This is a genomic window from Curtobacterium sp. VKM Ac-2887, assembly GCF_015350935.1.
Taxonomy (GTDB): Bacteria; Actinomycetota; Actinomycetes; order Actinomycetales; family Microbacteriaceae; genus Curtobacterium.
This window is the reverse complement of the sequence record NZ_JADKSB010000003.1, coordinates 101,512-117,155: the sequence shown is the minus strand read 5'-3', so window position 1 is coordinate 117,155 and position 15,644 is coordinate 101,512. Positions and strand designations below refer to the sequence as shown.

Here is a 15,644-nt window from a genome sequence, read left to right as displayed (position 1 = left end):
AGCATGTCAACGACGACACAGCGCGCCACCGGTGCGCCCACGACCCCTCGCGCCGAGGGCCGCCTCGACCGGATGGGGATCCCCCGCCCGCTCGCCCTCGGGTTCGTCGCCGTCCTGGTCTTCATGACCGGGAACGGCGTCGAGTCGAACTTCATCACCCCGCACATGGTCGCGGTCCTCGGCAGTCCCGAGGCCACCGTCGCGACGATCGTGACCTTCTACAGCCTCGCCGCCCTGATCGGCAGCTACGTCTCCGGCGCCCTCTCCGACCTGATCGGGCCGCGCCGGGTGATGATCCTCGGGTTCGCCGTCTGGGTCGTCTTCGAGGTGCTGTTCCTGCTCGCGCTGAACATCGGCAGCGTGCCGTTCGCGGCCGTCGCCTACGCCGTCCGGGGCTTCGGCTACCCGCTCTTCGCCTTCGCGTTCCTGGTCTGGGTGAACATCACCACCCCGGTCGAGCGGAACGGTTCGGCGGTCGGCTGGTTCTACGTCGCCTTCACGGGTGGCCTGCCGACGCTCGGTTCCCTCTTCGCGATCGGCGCCATCCCGGTGTTCGGCGGCGGCACGATCGGTGAGACCGGCGCGATGGTCGCCTCGATCGGCCTGGTCGTGATCGGCTTCCTCATCATGCTGTTCGGCGTGCGGCTGCCGAACGGGTTCTCCCGCATCGCACCGGCCGGAGAGAGCGCCTGGCAGGTGCTGACGAGCGGCATCCGTCTGACCGTCACCCGGCCGAAGATCCTGATGGGCTTCCTGGTCCGCCTGATCAACACCGCGCCCGAGTTCGGCATGTTCGTCGTCCTGCCCGCCGTCATCGCGAACGAGCGCGGGTGGGGCCAGAGCCGCTGGCTGCTCATGACCGTGTGCGTCTACGCGACGAACATCCTGGTGAACGCGCTGTTCGGCTGGGTCGGCGACAAGATCGGCTGGCAGCGCACCGTCAAGTGGTTCGGCATCGTCGGGTCCGCCCTCGGCCTCATCGCCTGGTGGTACGTCCCGCAGCTCGTCCCCGCCGGGTCGGACTGGGGCTACGTGCTCTCCGTCGTCGCCGGTTGCGTGTTCGGTTGCCTGCTCGCCGGCTTCGTGCCGATGGGCGCGATCATGCCGGCGCTCGCCCCCGAGCACAAGGGCGCCGCGATGGCGATGTACACGACGGCGGCCGGTGGCGCGGCGTTCCTCGGCACCGGTGTGGTCGCCGCGGTCTTCGCACTCGGCGGTGGCGGTCAGGCTGCGACCTGGACGTTCGTCGGTCTGTACGCCTGCGCGTTCGTGATGATCCACTTCCTCAAGGTGCCGCAGGGCACCCGCACCTCCCACTGAAGGACTCCAGCATGACCACGATCCACGACGCCCCCGACGAGTTCGCCGAGGACCAGCTCGCCGGCTGGCTCGCGCTCTACGCCGACCGCGTCCGCGGCGTCCACGGCGGCGTCGTCACCCTGCCCACCGAGGGCGCCGACCCCCAGGTCGCGGTGGTCGTCGGCGGCGGTTCCGGCCACTACCCCGCGTTCTGCGGGATCGTCGGCCCGGGGTTCGCCACCGGCGCCGTCGTCGGCAACGTCTTCACCTCGCCGTCCACCGCGCAGGTGTACTCGGTCGCCAAGGCGGCCGACCAGGGGAAGGGCGTCGTGCTGTCGTTCGGCAACTACGCCGGTGACACGATGAACTTCGGGCTCGCCGCCGAGCGGCTGCGTGCCGAGGGCATCGACACCCGGATCGTCGTGGTCACGGACGACATCGCGAGCGCCGACGAGGAGTCGAAGCGTCGTGGCATCGCCGGGGACTTCTCGGTCTTCAAGGCGATGGGTGCCGCAGCCGCCGCGGGCGCGGACCTCGACGAGGTCGAACGCCTCGGCAATGCATCGAACGCCGCCACCCGCACGATCGGTGTCGCGTTCTCCGGGTGCACCATGCCCGGCGCCACCGAGCCGCTCTTCACCGTGCCCGACGGCCACCTCGGACTCGGGCTCGGCATCCACGGTGAACCCGGCATCGAGGACGTCCCACTGCTCCGCGCCACCGACCTCGCGGCGCTGCTCGTCGAACGACTCCTCGCCGACCGACCGGCGAACGCGGGCACCCGGGTCGCCCCGATCCTCAACGGCCTCGGCGACACCAAGTACGAGGAACTGTTCCTGCTCTGGGGACGCGTCCTCCCGCTGCTGCGGGACGCCGGCCTCGAGATCGTCGAACCCGAGGTCGGCGAACTCGTCACGAGCCTCGACATGGGCGGCTGCTCGCTGACCCTCCAGTGGCTCGACGACGAGCTCGACCCCCTGTGGCGCGCCGACACCTACACGCCCGCGTACCGCAAGGCGGCCGCGCCGATCGCAGCGTTGCTGCCGGCCGACGCCGTGGACGACGCCGAGGACGAGGCGACGGCCGTGCCGGACGCGAGTGATGCCTCCCGGCAGGCCGCGCAGACGGCACGCGACGCGATCGAGGCGATCGACGCGCTCCTGCGGGAGCACGAGCAGGAGCTCGGCCGCATCGACGCGGTCGCCGGCGACGGCGACCACGGACGCGGCATGGTCAAGGGGATCGGCGCAGCCCGGAAGGCGGTCGACCGGGTCGGCCAGGAGGCAGGGGTCGCCTTCGTCCTCGGACGCGCCGGTGACGCGTGGGCCGAGTTCGCGGGCGGCACCTCGGGAGTCCTGTGGGGTGCGGCACTCGAGGCCTTCGGACGGTCGCTGCGCGACGACCGCTCCGCGTACGAGGCGTCCGACGTCGTCGAGGCCGCGCAGGCCTTCGCCGACTCGATCGTCCACCTGGGCGGGGCGTCCCGTGGGGACAAGACCCTGCTCGACGCACTGCTGCCGTTCGTGGATGCACTGCGGACCTCGGTGTCGGCTGGCTCCTCGCTCACCGACGCGTGGCAGGCTGCAGCGGAAGTCGCTCGTGACGAGGCCGACAAGACAGCCGACCTCACGCCGAAGGTCGGGCGTGCCCGGCCGCTGGCGGAGAAGAGCCTGGGGACACCCGACGCGGGTGCCACCTCGATGGGGATGATCCTCACGCGGGTCGGCGAGGTCCTCGCCGCCCGTGCTGACAAGGAAGGAACACACGCATGACGTACCGTCTCGTGATCGGCTCGGACGATGCCGGGTTCGACTACAAGGAGATCATCAAGCAGGACCTGCAGGCCGACCCGCGGGTGGCGTCGGTCGTCGATGTCGGCGTCGACGCGGACGGGCACACCGCGTACCCGCACGTGGCCGTCGACGCAGCGCGACTCGTCGCGTCGGGTGAAGCCGACCGCGCGATCCTGATCTGCGGCACCGGACTCGGTGTCGCGATCGCGGCGAATAAGGTCCCGGGCATCCGGGCCGTCACGGCGCACGACTCGTTCAGCGTCGAGCGTTCGGTCCTGTCGAACGACGCCCAGGTCCTCTGCATGGGCCAGCGGGTCGTCGGCGTCGAGGTCGCCCGCCGGATGGCGAAGGAGTGGTTGGGCTACGAGTTCGACCGAACGAGCGCGAGCGCCTCGAAGGTCCAGGCCATCTGCGAGTACGACGGCAGCGCGCCGGCCGGCGTCGACGCTTCGGCGTAGGCGCGGCGGCACTCCCGCGGAACCAGGTTCCGGACACAGCACCGTGCATCTGCGCGGTGCTGTGTCCGTTGCGCGGTGTCGAACGGTCAGCTGCGCGCGGCCAAGCGGTGCACGACGGCCTTCGTCGCCTCGTAGAGCTCGCGGTAGTCGCGGTACCCGGGCTCGTAGGCCGCCGTCGCGACGGGGTCGGGCTCGATGACGGTGGCCGGCGGGTTCCACTGCCGGATGTCGACGTCGGCCACGAGCGCTGCCGCCAAGAACGCCGACCCGTACGACGCTCCCACGGTCACCGACGGCACCGTCTGCCGCAGCCCGGTGACGTCCGACACGATCGTCGGCCAGAGCCGTCCGAGCAACCCGCCGCCCGCCCCCACGAGCTCGCGGACCTCGACCCCGGCCGCGCGCAGCACCTCGATGTTGTGCCGGACCGCGTAGGCCGTCGCCTCGAGCGTCGCCCGGTAGATGTCCCCACGCGTGTGCCGCACCGTCAGCCCGGCGATCACCCCGCGCGCGTCCGGATCGGCGATGGGCGTCCGCTCCCCCGCGAAGTACGGCAGCATCAGCAGCCCGTTCGCGCCGATCCCGGCGCACCGAGCCTCTTCGAGCATCGTCGGCCACTCGCCGTCGACCAGCCGTCGCAGCCAGTCGGTGATCGCCCCGGAGGTCGCCATCCCACCCGACACACTCGGCTGCCCCGGGTGCGTCCCGACCGTCGTCCACATGCCCGGCACCGGCGTCGGCTCGGCGGTCGGCGCGATCATGAACATCGTGGTGCCGTACTGCAGGAACATCCGGCCCGGCACGGACTCCCCGACGCTCACGCCCTCCGCCCATGCGTCGATGGTGCCGGCCGTCACGGGGATACCGACCGGGAGGCCCGTGGCCGCGGCCGCCTCGCGCGTCACCACGCCCGCCTGGTCGCCGGACCACAGCAGCCGCGGCAGGGGCAGGCCGGGCGCAAGCTGCTCGCACCACTCGGTGATCCAGGTGTTCTCGTGGACGTCGTAGAGCGGCGTGGTCTGGCTGGCCGAGTGGTGGTCGAGGACGTACTCCCCCGTCAGCAGCTCCACCACGCGGGACGCCGGCATCGTGAACCGGACCGCCCGCTCCCAGATGTCGGGCTCGTGGCGGGCGACCCACGCGAGCTTCGCCCCGGCGGCCTGGGTGCTCAGCGCAGAGCCGCAACGGGCGCGGATCGCGTCCTCGCCCCCGAGCTCGGCCGTGACCTCGTCGAGCAGGTCGGCCGTCCGGGTGTCGATGCCGTACAGGACCGCCGGGCGCAGCGGATCACCCACGTCGTCGGTCAGCAGGACGCAGGGGCCGATGCCGCTCACGCCCACGGCCTGCACGTCGGCATCCGGGACGAGCGCGAGGAGCTCGTGCGTCAACGTCGTGAACTCGTCCCACCACAGGGCCGCGTCCATCTCGACCAGTCCCTGGGCAGGACGGTCGACGTCGTGTCGGCGGCTCACCTCGGCGATCACGGTGCCGTCGAACCGGGCCAGCAGCGCCTTCGTGCTCGACGTCCCGATGTCCAGACCGAGCACCGCCCGCATGCCGCCTCCTTCGCCGCCACGCGACCGCCGTCGGTCGCGTCCCGAGTCTACGAACGATCGCGATCCGTCGACGCCCAGCGTCCTGTCGGGGGCCGGACGTACCGTACTCACGACTCCGATGCTCCACGAGGGGAACCCGATGAAGAAGTCAGCCTGGCTGCCAGCAGTCATCGCGCCGGTGGTCGTCGCCGGCGCCGTCGCCGCCCCGATGATCGCGAACGCCGCGAACGACCCGATCGCGGGGACGAACCCGACCGCGGCCGACGTCATCGCCAGCATCGCGAAGTCCTCGGACGCGCAGTACTCCGGCAAGCTCACGCAGTCGAGCGACCTCGGGCTCCCCGAACTGCCGACCGGTTCCGGCGGCTCCTCGCTCGAGGGCGACGCCTCGGACGTGCTCGGGCTGCTCACCTCGTCGCACACCGCCCGCGTGTACGTCGACGGCGCCGACAAGCAGCGCGTGCAGTTGACGCAGCAGCTCGCCGAGCAGGACGTGGTCCGCAACGGGTCCGAGGTCTGGACCTGGGACTCGAAGGAGCGCACGGCCACCCACGTGACCCTCCCCTCCGACTCGGCGAAGGACCCGCAGGACGGCACCACCACGCCGACCGACATCGCCGAGCAGGCCATCGACGCCATCACCCCCAGCACCACGGTCTCGAAGCCGACCGAGGTCAGCGTCGCAGGTCACGACGCCTGGCAGATCACGCTGACGCCGAAGTCCTCCGACACCCTGGTCGGCACCGTCCGACTGGCGGTCGACCAGCAGACCGGGCTCCCGCTGCGCGCGACGATCCAGGCCGCCGGGCAGGACGACCCCGCGGTGCAGGTCGGGTTCACGAGCCTCGACTACGGCGCCCCGGCCGCACGGCTCTTCGACTTCACTCCCCCGTCGAACGCGAAGGTCACCGAGAAGGACCTGTCCGACGCCGAGCACGGTGCGCACGCGAAGGGCGACCACGCCCGCGGTGCGCACGACGGTGACGAGCCGACCTTCACGGGCGAGGGCTGGGGCACGATCGCCGAGCTCCCCGCCGGCACCGTGGACCAGTCGGCCCTCGGCGACGAGGCATCGGGCCTGCTCGGCCAGCTCACGAAGGCCGTCGACGGCGGCCGTGCCGTCCAGACCTCGCTCGTGTCGGTCTACCTGACCGACGACGGCCGGGTCCTCGCCGGCGCCGTGCCGGTGTCGTCGCTGGTCGCCGCCGCGAAGTGAGCACACCGGAACCCGCGCACACGACGGAACCGGCCGCCGTGGACGCGATCCGTCCGACCACGGGCACCGACCTCGCCATCCGCACCACGGGCCTCCAGAAGGTCTTCCGCAAGCAACGCGCCGTCGACGGCATCGACCTGTCGGTGCCGCGCGGCGCGGTGTTCGGGTTCCTCGGGCCGAACGGCTCCGGCAAGACGACCACGATCCGGATGCTCCTCGGGCTGTCGAGCGCGACCGGCGGCACGATCGAGGTGCTCGGCCAGTCGATGCCGAAGGCGCTCCACCAGGTGCTGCCGCGCGTCGGCGCCCTGGTCGAGGGGCCGGCCTTCTACCCGTACCTGTCCGGGCGCGCGAACCTGCAGCGCTTCGACGCGGCCGACCCCACGTCGGACCCGCGCACCCGCAAGGCCCGCGTGGCCAGTGCTCTCGACCGGGTCGGCCTGACGCACGCGGCGGACAAGAAGGCGCACGCGTACTCGCTCGGCATGAAGCAGCGACTGGGCCTGGCGAACGCACTGCTCTCCCCGCGGGACCTGCTGGTGCTCGACGAACCGACGAACGGCCTCGACCCGCAGGGCACGCGCGAGGTCCGCAACCTCATCCGGTCCCTGGCGGACGACGGCACGACGGTGTTCGTGTCGAGCCACCTGCTCGCCGAGATCGAGCAGGTCTGCACCCACGCCGCGGTGATGCGCACCGGCAAGCTCGTGGCACAGGGCGAACTCGACGAGCTGCGGTCCGCCGGAGCACGCACCGTGACCGTCCGCACGCCCGACGTCGGGCAGGCCGGCAGCGTGCTGAGCCGGCTCGGACTCGTCCCCCGGCACGACGGCGGCGCGGACGTCCTGGTCGCCGACCTGCCGCACGAGCTGCTGCCCGAGACCATCACCGCCGAACTCGTCCGCGTCGACGTCCGCGTCCGTGGGCTGACGGTCGGCGGCGGCACGCTCGAGGACCTGTTCGTCGCGCTCACCGGAGAGGGCTTCGATGTCGCTGCCTGACACTGCCCGTGCACTGCCCGACGCCGAGGCCGATGCCGAGGCCCCGCGCCGCCAGCGTCCCTTCGCCCTGCTCGGCTCCGAACTCGCGCTGGTGTTCCGCCGCCGCCGCACGTGGGCGATGCTCGGGGCCCTCGCGCTCGTCCCCGTCCTGATCGCGGTCGCGGTGAAGCTGACGACCGACGGTGACGACGGCGGCCCGGCGTTCCTCGGCGACATCACCAACAACGGCCTGTTCGTGGCGTTCACCGCGTTGACGGTGTCGATCCCGCTGTTCCTGCCGCTCACGGTCGGCGTCGTCGCGGGCGACACCGTCGCGGGCGAGGCCAGCCACGGCACCATCCGCTACCTGCTCGTCGCACCGACCGGGCGGGTGCGGTTCATCCTGGTCAAGTTCGCCGGCGCGGTCGCGTTCTGCCTGGCAGCGACGCTGCTCGTGGTGCTCGTCGGTGCGGCGATCGGTGCCGTGCTGTTCCCGATCGGTCCGGTCACCCTGCTGTCCGGCACCCAGGTCGGCGGAGCGTCGTACGCCGGTCGGGCACTGCTCCTCGCCCTGTACGTGGCGATGTCGATGCTCGGACTCGTGGCGATCGGCATGTTCGCGTCGACGCTGACGAACGTGCCGGTCGGGGCGATGGCCGCGACGGTGGTGCTGGCCGGGGCCTCCCAGGTCCTCGACCAGCTCCCCCAGCTCGACTGGCTGCACCCGTACCTGTTCTCGCACCAGTGGCTGGGGTTCGGCGACCTGCTCCGCGACCCGATCTCGTTCGACTCGTTCGGGTCGAACGCACTGCTGCAGCTCGGTTACGTCGTCGTGTTCGGCGCGCTGGCGTACAGCCGGTTCGCCTCGAAGGACATCCTGAGCTGAGCCCGACCGCCGAGCCCGACCGTGGTCAGCTCGCCGGGCTCGCTGAGCCGCCCGCCATCGTCTCCGCCTCCGAGCCGCGCGCATCCGCGTAACGGTCCCGGAGGTCGCGGGCCTTCTCGGAGCGGTACCAGTCGAGCCGCGCCCCGGTCTCGACCGTCTGCATCCCGATGACGACCTTGCCGCGTGACTTCATCTCGGCGAGGTCCTCGTACGCCTCGACGATGTACTCGAACGGGTAGAAGCCCGAGATGAGCACCTGGAAGCGACGTTCCTGCAGGGCCTTCGCCAACGTGGTCAGGAGTTCACGGGTCTCCTCGTCCTCTGCCGGGGCGCGCAAGAAACGGAGCTCGATGTCGCGGCGCTCGTCCGACGACACGAAGCGCTCGTCCCCGACCCCGAGGCGTTCCGCCAGGAGTTCGGCGTTGCTCTCGCCGTGGTTGTCGATGAAGGCGGTGATCGGCCGGCCGTCCGCGATCGCTCGGATGCGGTCTTCCTCGCCCTCGCCGTACACGACCGGCAGCGTGCCGATCTGCCGCAGGTAGTCGTGGTTGCGCGCACTGCCGAGGGTGATCACGGTCGCACCGGCGTCGTGCGCCAGCTGGCTCTCGATGTGGCCGACACCGCCCGCCGCCGCGGTGATGACGACGGTGTCGTCCGGTCCGAGGCGGAGCGATCGCACCACCGACACCGCCGTGCACCCGGCCAGGTACAGGCCACCGGCGACCTCCCACCCGACGTACTCGGGCTTCTTGATGACGGCACCACGCGGCACCGCGATCCAGTTCGCGTGCGAGCCGCCCTGGGGCGCGTGCCCCATGACCTCGTCACCCACCCGCAGGTCCTTCACGCCGTCGCCCCGCGCCCGGACGATGCCGGCGAAGTCGACGCCCTGCCGTGCCGGGAACTCGAGCTCGATGTGGTCCCGGAGCTTCCCCTCGCGCAGGAAACGCTCGATGTGGTTCAGCCCGGCGGCGACGATCTCGACGACGATCTCGCCGGGGCCGGCCGTCGGCTTCTCCTGCGGGACGAGCTCGACGACGCTGAAGTCGCCGTACCGGTCGTACTGGACTGCCTTGCCGTTCCGCATGGGTGCTCCTTCGCTGGCGTGTGGGTCCGGCCTACTCGGTTTCCCCGCGTGCAGCCCGAGCAGGCGGGGTACCGGCCGTGGGCGGTACCGACGAGCGGACGGGAGGCCTGTGGCGGCGCCGCCACGGGCCTCCCGTCCGTCGGTCGCGCACGTCCAGTGCGCCTCGCGCGCCCGGTACGCGTCGCGCGCTCACTGCACGCCAGCCGCTCGGTGCTTGCTGACTGCCGCTCAGTGCTTGCCGGCGGCCGCGATGACGGACGCGACGGTCTCGGCGTCGAGGTGGAACGCGAGCGGGTCGGTGTCGGGGCGTGGGACGCGCAGCGGCGTCGACCAGACGGAGCCGTCCTCGGCGACGTCCACGACGAGGGCGCCGCTGTCGGCGTACGCGGATTCCTGGTCGTAGGCGCCGGTGACGTCCGTGTCGTTCGCGACCCCGGGGGCGACGAGGACCGGGACGCCGGCCAGCGAGCCGGCGAAGTGGTGGTGGTAGTGCCCGCCCAGGACCACGCGCACGTCGGAACCCCGGATCACGTCGGCGAGCGCCTCGGGGTTCTGCAGCCGGAGCGCCTCGTGCAGCTCGGTCGGGGCCGGCAGGGGCGGGTGGTGCAGGACGACGACCGTGCCGTGCGGGGCGTGGTCCCCGGCGAGCGCGGTGCGGAGCCGTTCGAGGCTGGCGTCACTGAGCTCGCCGTAGCCGGCACCCGGCACGCTCGTGTCGACCGTGACGATCCTCCGGCCGGCGACGAGGGACTGCCCCCACACCGGCACCGTCGGCGGGTGGTGCTCCATCGTGTGCATGACGGGGCGGCCGCCCTCGCCGAGGACGTGGCCGTTGGACAGCACCTGGCGGAAGCCCTCGCGCAGGTCGTGGTTGCCCGGGACCGCGACGAGGGCGGCTCCGTGGCGTTCGGCCCATCCGCCGACCCGCTCGAGGACGGCGGCGTACGACTCGGGGCTGCCGTCCTCGGACACGTCGCCCGAGATGACGACGAGGCCGATGCCGGGCACTCCGTCGACGCGGGCGAGCACGCCGTCCAGCGCTGCGGTGGTGTCGACGGACCCCTGGTGCAGGGCGCCGTCGCCGGTCAGGTGGGTGTCGGAGAGGTGGAGGACGCGGAGGGTTCCTGCTGCGGGCGGCTGCATGGGGTCCACGGTAGCCATGGGGGCGATGGGTGGGCTGGGCGGGGCGGGGTTGGGTCGGGGGCGCTTCGTGAGCGGGTCGTGGGCGCTTCGTGAGCAGGAATGGTCGGGTCGGGGCGTCAGACTCGACCGTTTCTGCTCACGAAGTGACTCGTGCCGGGGCCGGCGACGTGCTGCGTGCCGTCGGGCAGGACGACGTCCGCGCCGGAACCGGGCGGCACCGTCACGGTGAGGGACACGGTGCCGTCATCGGCGGTCCACGCCACCGCGGCGTCACCGTACGGGGTCCGCACCGTGCACGATGCCGACCCGACCGGGCCGCACACCGCGGGCGCCACGGTGAACCGCCGCCACCCGGCCTCGGTCGGCCGGATCCCCGCGACCCACCCGGTGAGCCAGTCGTCGACCGTCCCGAGGAAGTAGTGGCCGTGCGACCGTGCCGCCAGGTCCCAGTGCTCGAACATCGACGTCGCCCCGGCCTCGCGCCAGGCGCCCCACGACGGTGGCGAGGTCTGTCGGGCGACGGCGAGCGCGAGGTCCGGGTAGCCGGCGTCGGTCAGGACGGGCAGCAGCCACTTCGTCCCGATCGCCCCGGTGTCCAGGTGGTCGCCGCGGGCCCGGACGTCGGCGGCGAGCGCCGCGGCCACGGCTGCCCGGTCGGACGGGGCGCGCACGACGTCGAACGCGAGGGCGAGCACCTGGTGGGACTGTCGGAATCCCTCGTCGTGTTCGCCCCGGACCGCGCCGTCGTGCAGGAACGCCTCGGTGAACGCCGCGCGGAAGTCCTCTGCGGCCGTTCGTGCCCAGGACCCGTCGCGCCCGAGCACGTCGTCGATCGCGGCGACGGTGTCGAGGATCCGGACGAGGAACGCGGTGGCCGGCACGCGGGAGTCCTCGGGTGGGTTGCCGCCGCCGGGGCTCGTGCCGGGGGCGACCCAGTCCCCGAGGATCGTGTCGGCGATCCCCCCGGGCGACCGTTCGAGCTCGAAGCGCGCGTACTCCTCGATGACGTCGACGTGCTGCTCCAGCACTGCGGGGTCCCCGGTGTGGCGGTACACGTCCCACGGCACGGTGACGAGCGCTGCGTGCCACACGGGTGCGCGGGTGTCGACGCCGAACACGCCGGCGTTGGGGGCGATCAGCGCGGGCGGGTGCCCCGGTGCGACGGTCTCCGCGAGGTCACCGACCCACTTCGTGAGCACCGCCGCGGTGTCGAGGTTCGTCAGGAACATGTCCGCGCCGACCGCTGCGTCGCCGGTCCACCCGTTCTTCTCGTACTTCGGGGTGTCGGTCGGGTACCCGTGCAGGTTGTTCTCCATCGTGTGCACGGTCGCGTCGTGCACCCACTGCAGCAGGGCCTCGTCGGTCCGGAAGTCCGCGCGCCGTGCGACGTCGGTGCGCACCACCCGGGCGACGACGTCGGACGGAGCAGGACCGGACGCGTCCGGCCAGCCGGAGAGCCGCACGAACCGGAACCCCTTGTACGAGAAGCGCGGCTCCCACCACCCGCCACGGTCGTCGAGGGTGACCTCGTCGGTCTGGAACCCGTCGGCGAAGTAGTGGTTGTCGTCGTCGGCGTTCGGCAGTCCGTCAGCGCGCAGCCGTTCGCCCGAGCGGATCCGGACCGTCCGGCCCGCGGCACCGGCTGGCAACCGCAGACCGACCCAACCGGCGATCACCCGCGGGAAGGCCACGACCCACTCCCCCGGTGCGGCTTCGGTGACCGAGGTGGCCGCGAGCTCCTCGACGATCCGGATCGGCTGCTCACGTCGCGCCTCGAGCGCCCCGGCCGGGCCGGGGACGACGGTGGCCGGTTGCGGGACCGCCGCCAGCGACCCGCCGACGCGTCGGCGCAGGTCCGCCTGCTCGCCGCCGTAGAGGTCGTCCAGGAGGATCGTGCCGGCCCGCGCGGTCCAGTCCGGTCCGGTGGGCAGCACCTCCACCGCGCCGCCGTCGCGCTCGATCCGGAGCACCGCACGGACCGAGGGCTCCGCGTGCCACGGCGCCCGTTCCCACGCCCAGACGTTCGCGTTCGTCATGCCGTGGAAGCCGCGGCCGAGTTCGAGACCGACCTCGTGCGCGTTGCCGTCGCCGAGCGCCGCCGTCAGGTCGTGCACGACCACCTGGACCCGGCGGTCCCAGTGCGTCGTGGTCGGCGCCAGGACCTCGTCGGTGGCGAGCGCCCCGTCGACGCGCACGTCGGCGTGGCCCCCGGCGGCGAGGGCGAGCAGTACCCGTTCGATCGGCGGTCCGGCCGGCACACCGATCGAGAGCACCGGTGCGGCGAAGCTGCCGTCCGCGCTGCGTGCGCGCGGACCCCAGCCGTCGTCGGCGGCGTCACGCGCGGCGGCTCCGGCGCTGGCCGGGCCTCCGATCCAGCGTGCTCCGGACCACTCGGCGGCGGCGAGCGGTGCCGGGGTGAACCTGCCGCGTACCACGGCGACGCCCGTGGCGGACTCCACCCGGGCCTCCCAAGCGTGTTCGGTCCACGCGGTGAACCGCAGGTCGGACGGCGAACGCAACCAGGGTGTCGGCGTCTCCGTGCGGCCGGAGTCCCAGACGACGCGGTCGGCGTCCCGGACCACCACCTGCGCAGCGGTCTGGGTCTCGTCGGGACGCCAGGCGAACCGCAGGCCGCACTGTGCGGTCCCGATCGGGTCGTGTTGGCCGTCGACGTCGTGGTCCAGGAGCTCCATCGCACCTCCAAGGTCGGATGAAACGATTCAGGACGATCCGGGCGCTGTCAACCCGTGCGGCATCAAGGTCGGATGCGGTCGGTGCCGTAGCGACTCGGCGGGACTCCGAACGCGTCACGGAACGCCCGCGAGAAGTACAGCGGGTCGGCGAACCCGACTGCGGCGGCGACCTCGCCGACCCGGAGTCCGCTCGTCAACAGCAGTTCGGCTGCCTCTCGCATCCGGGTCTCGCGCACCCAGCTCGACACCGACGACCCGAGGTGCGCGGCGAACAGCCGGCCGGCCGTCGACTCACTGCAGTCGCCAGCGGTGGCGATCTCGGCGACGGTCATCGGGCGCTGCAGGTTCCGGAGCACGAAGTCCGTCATCCGGTCGAGCGCGACCGGAACCGTCTCGTGTTCGTCGTCGCGTGCGGCGCGGGTCTCGGCGAGCACGACCGCCCCGAGCGCGCGGAACACCGACTCGTCGAACGGGCCGTCGGCGAACCGTTCGACGACGTACCGGCCGAGCGACCCGAGGCGACGCGCGACACTGCTGCGCCCGGGCCAGAGGATCGGGAGGTCCACGCCGTCGGGATCGTCGGAGCGTGCGGAGTCGTCCAGCACCTGGTCACCGGGCGCGTGCGCGACCTCCGGCACGACCGGCCGACCGTGCGCATGGCGCGGGACGACGTGCACCGTCCCCAACCGGAACGGCGAGCGGTCGTCGGCGCGGTAGGCGACGTCGTGGCTCCACGGCAGCCGGAGGACGTCGCCGGCGGTCAGGTGGAACCGCTGCCCGGTGGACTCGACCACCCCGCTCCCGCTCAGCACCCAGAGGCAGCACACGCTGTGCACCCACAGGTGGTGGATCTGCTCACCCGGGCGGAAGCGGTACCAGTTCGCCGCGACGACGACGGGGCCGGCGGCAGCGCGTTCGTCCATGCGGACACTGTACGCATCGGTGCAGGTGGACCAGCGTTGACCGGATCGTCCAGGTTCTGCCCGCGGAACCCATGCCGCCGCCACCTGGTCCGAACGTAGCGTCGGTGCACCGGTCGACGGCGATCGGTGACAGGAGGACGACCATGCGGATCACCGCGGACACGGACATCTGCGTCGGAGCCGGGCAGTGCGCCCTGGTCGCCGGAGCACTCTTCGACCAGGACGACGACGGCATCGTGGAGCTGCTCGACGAGCACCCGGGCGCCGCCGACGAACCAGCAGCCCGACGCGCGGCGGCGCTCTGCCCCGCACACGCGATCACCCTGCAGGACTGACCGTGCACGTCGTCGTCGTCGGCGCCTCGGTCGCCGGTCTGACGGTCGCCGAGGCGCTCCGGGCCGAGGGCCACAGCGGGCCGGTGACCCTGGTCGGCGACGAGCCCCACGTGCCGTACGGTCGCCCACCGCTCTCGAAGCAGGTCCTGACCGGAGCGTGGGATGCCGATCGTGCGGCGCTCCGGACCGCCGCGGAGCTCGACGCCCTCGACGTCACGATCCGCAGTGGTGTCCGAGCCACCGGCCTCGAGCCGTCGGCGCACCGACTGCTGACCGATGCCGGCCCGATCGCGTACGACGTGCTCGTCGTCGCCACCGGGGCGACCGCGGTCCGACCCGCCGTACCGGGCGCCGAACGCGTGCACCTGCTGCGGACGCTCGACGACGCCGTGCGGCTGCGTGCCGCGTGGACGTCGGCCGAGCGGGTCGTGGTCATCGGCAGCGGGGTGCTCGCGTCCGAGATCGCGTCGGCGGCCCGGGGCAGCGAGCGCGCAGTCACGATGGTCGGACGTCGTGGCGGGCTGTCGTTCGGGACGGTCGGGCTCGCGCTGTCCGATCGGCTCACCGCGCTGCACCGGGCCGCGGGCGTCACGGTCGAACCGAGCGCCGGGGCACGGGCGGTCGAGGCCACGCGGACCGACGGCACGGGGCGCGGCGGCACGGGGCGCGGAGGCACGGCGGTCGTGCTCGGCGACGGTCGGCGCGTGCCGGCCGACGTGGTCGTGGCCGCGACCGGCGGACGTCCGAACACGGCCTGGCTCGCTGGCTCCGGGCTGGTCGTCGACGACGGCGTCTGCTGCGATGCACGCGGGCTCGCGGCTCCCGACGTCTTCGCGATCGGCGACGTGGCGCGGTGGGCGGCGCCCGGGGTCGTACCGGCACCCGCTCCCGCGTCCGGCACGTCGCTGCCGCCCCGTGTCGAGCACCAGACCAACGCGATCGAGCAGGCCCTGTCCGTCGCCGCGACCATCACCGGCCACGACGACCAGACCGAGCGCGTGCCGTTCTTCTGGTCCGAGGTGCACGGCGTGCTCGTGCAGGCAGCCGGCACCTTCGACCCCGCCGCGCCGCTCGAACCGTGGGACGACGACCCGGCCGTCCTCGTGCAGCGCTCCGGCGACCACGGCAGCGCCGGCGACCACGGCGGTGCCGGCGACCGCGGCGGCGCCCGCGACCGCGCGACCACGGGCGTCGTCGGCTGGGGAGCACCGCGGTCCTTCCGACGCGCACGACGGCTCCTGGCGGCCGGCATCCCGACACCCACCCGATGACCCG

13 protein-coding genes are annotated in these 15,644 nt (G+C 72.7%); 8 read left to right on the top strand and 5 right to left on the bottom strand.

Features of this window, described 5'->3' with window-relative positions:
• Positions 1-3: 3 nt before the first annotated feature.
• From ITJ69_RS04770 to ITJ69_RS04760, 3 genes are read left to right on the top strand one after another with little or no spacing between them, the layout of a single operon-like run.
• Positions 4-1,320 (top strand): MFS transporter, encoded by a 1,317-nt coding sequence (locus ITJ69_RS04770; RefSeq protein WP_207895492.1) that lies wholly within the window; start codon positions 4-6, stop codon positions 1,318-1,320.
• Between the two features lie 11 nt (positions 1,321-1,331).
• A complete protein-coding gene (locus ITJ69_RS04765; RefSeq protein WP_194672153.1) occupies positions 1,332-3,071 on the top strand; it encodes a dihydroxyacetone kinase family protein in 1,740 nt (579 codons plus the stop codon).
• Positions 3,068-3,550 (top strand): ribose-5-phosphate isomerase, encoded by a 483-nt coding sequence (locus ITJ69_RS04760; RefSeq protein ID WP_194672152.1) that lies wholly within the window; start codon positions 3,068-3,070, stop codon positions 3,548-3,550. The genes ITJ69_RS04765 and ITJ69_RS04760 overlap by 4 nt, the downstream gene beginning before the upstream one ends.
• A gap of 86 nt (positions 3,551-3,636) precedes the next feature.
• Here ITJ69_RS04760 and ITJ69_RS04755 read toward each other — a convergent pair whose 3' ends face one another.
• A complete protein-coding gene (locus ITJ69_RS04755) occupies positions 3,637-5,106 on the bottom strand; it encodes an FGGY-family carbohydrate kinase (RefSeq protein WP_194672151.1) in 1,470 nt (489 codons plus the stop codon).
• Between the two features lie 139 nt (positions 5,107-5,245).
• Here ITJ69_RS04755 and ITJ69_RS04750 point away from each other — a divergent pair, with 139 nt between their 5' ends.
• From ITJ69_RS04750 to ITJ69_RS04740, 3 genes are read left to right on the top strand one after another with little or no spacing between them, the layout of a single operon-like run.
• Positions 5,246-6,322, top strand: coding sequence for a LolA family protein (locus ITJ69_RS04750; RefSeq protein WP_194672150.1), 1,077 nt, complete (start codon positions 5,246-5,248; stop codon positions 6,320-6,322).
• Between the two features lie 38 nt (positions 6,323-6,360).
• Positions 6,361-7,323, top strand: coding sequence for an ABC transporter ATP-binding protein (locus tag ITJ69_RS04745; protein WP_194672149.1), 963 nt, complete (start codon positions 6,361-6,363; stop codon positions 7,321-7,323).
• Positions 7,310-8,188, top strand: a complete 879-nt coding sequence (locus tag ITJ69_RS04740; protein ID WP_173169249.1) for an ABC transporter permease — start codon at positions 7,310-7,312, stop codon at positions 8,186-8,188. The genes ITJ69_RS04745 and ITJ69_RS04740 overlap by 14 nt, the downstream gene beginning before the upstream one ends.
• A 25-nt stretch (positions 8,189-8,213) precedes the next feature.
• Here the strand turns inward: ITJ69_RS04740 and ITJ69_RS04735 are convergent, their stop codons facing one another.
• The 4 genes from ITJ69_RS04735 to ITJ69_RS20890 form a co-directional block, all read right to left on the bottom strand.
• Positions 8,214-9,275 (bottom strand): NADP-dependent oxidoreductase, encoded by a 1,062-nt coding sequence (locus tag ITJ69_RS04735; RefSeq protein ID WP_194672148.1) that lies wholly within the window; start codon positions 9,273-9,275, stop codon positions 8,214-8,216.
• A gap of 228 nt (positions 9,276-9,503) precedes the next feature.
• Positions 9,504-10,418: a metallophosphoesterase gene (locus ITJ69_RS04730; protein WP_194672147.1), complete on the bottom strand. Its 915-nt coding sequence runs from the start codon at positions 10,416-10,418 to the stop codon at positions 9,504-9,506.
• 116 nt (positions 10,419-10,534) lie between these two features.
• On the bottom strand, positions 10,535-13,111 hold the full coding sequence (locus ITJ69_RS04725; RefSeq protein WP_194672146.1) for an alpha-L-rhamnosidase: 2,577 nt from the start codon (positions 13,109-13,111) through the stop codon (positions 10,535-10,537).
• A 62-nt stretch (positions 13,112-13,173) separates the two neighbouring features.
• Positions 13,174-14,034 carry an AraC family transcriptional regulator gene (locus ITJ69_RS20890; protein ID WP_323742981.1) on the bottom strand — a complete coding sequence of 287 codons (861 nt, stop codon included), beginning with the start codon at positions 14,032-14,034 and terminating at the stop codon, positions 13,174-13,176.
• A 143-nt stretch (positions 14,035-14,177) separates the two neighbouring features.
• Between ITJ69_RS20890 and ITJ69_RS04715 the strand changes: the two genes are divergently transcribed.
• On the top strand, positions 14,178-14,369 hold the full coding sequence (locus ITJ69_RS04715) for a ferredoxin (protein WP_165918787.1): 192 nt from the start codon (positions 14,178-14,180) through the stop codon (positions 14,367-14,369).
• A gap of 2 nt (positions 14,370-14,371) precedes the next feature.
• The gene (locus ITJ69_RS04710; RefSeq protein ID WP_194672145.1) at positions 14,372-15,640 is read left to right on the top strand and encodes an NAD(P)/FAD-dependent oxidoreductase; all 1,269 of its coding nucleotides are present in this window, start codon (positions 14,372-14,374) and stop codon (positions 15,638-15,640) included.
• The last annotated feature ends 4 nt before the right edge of the window (positions 15,641-15,644 follow it).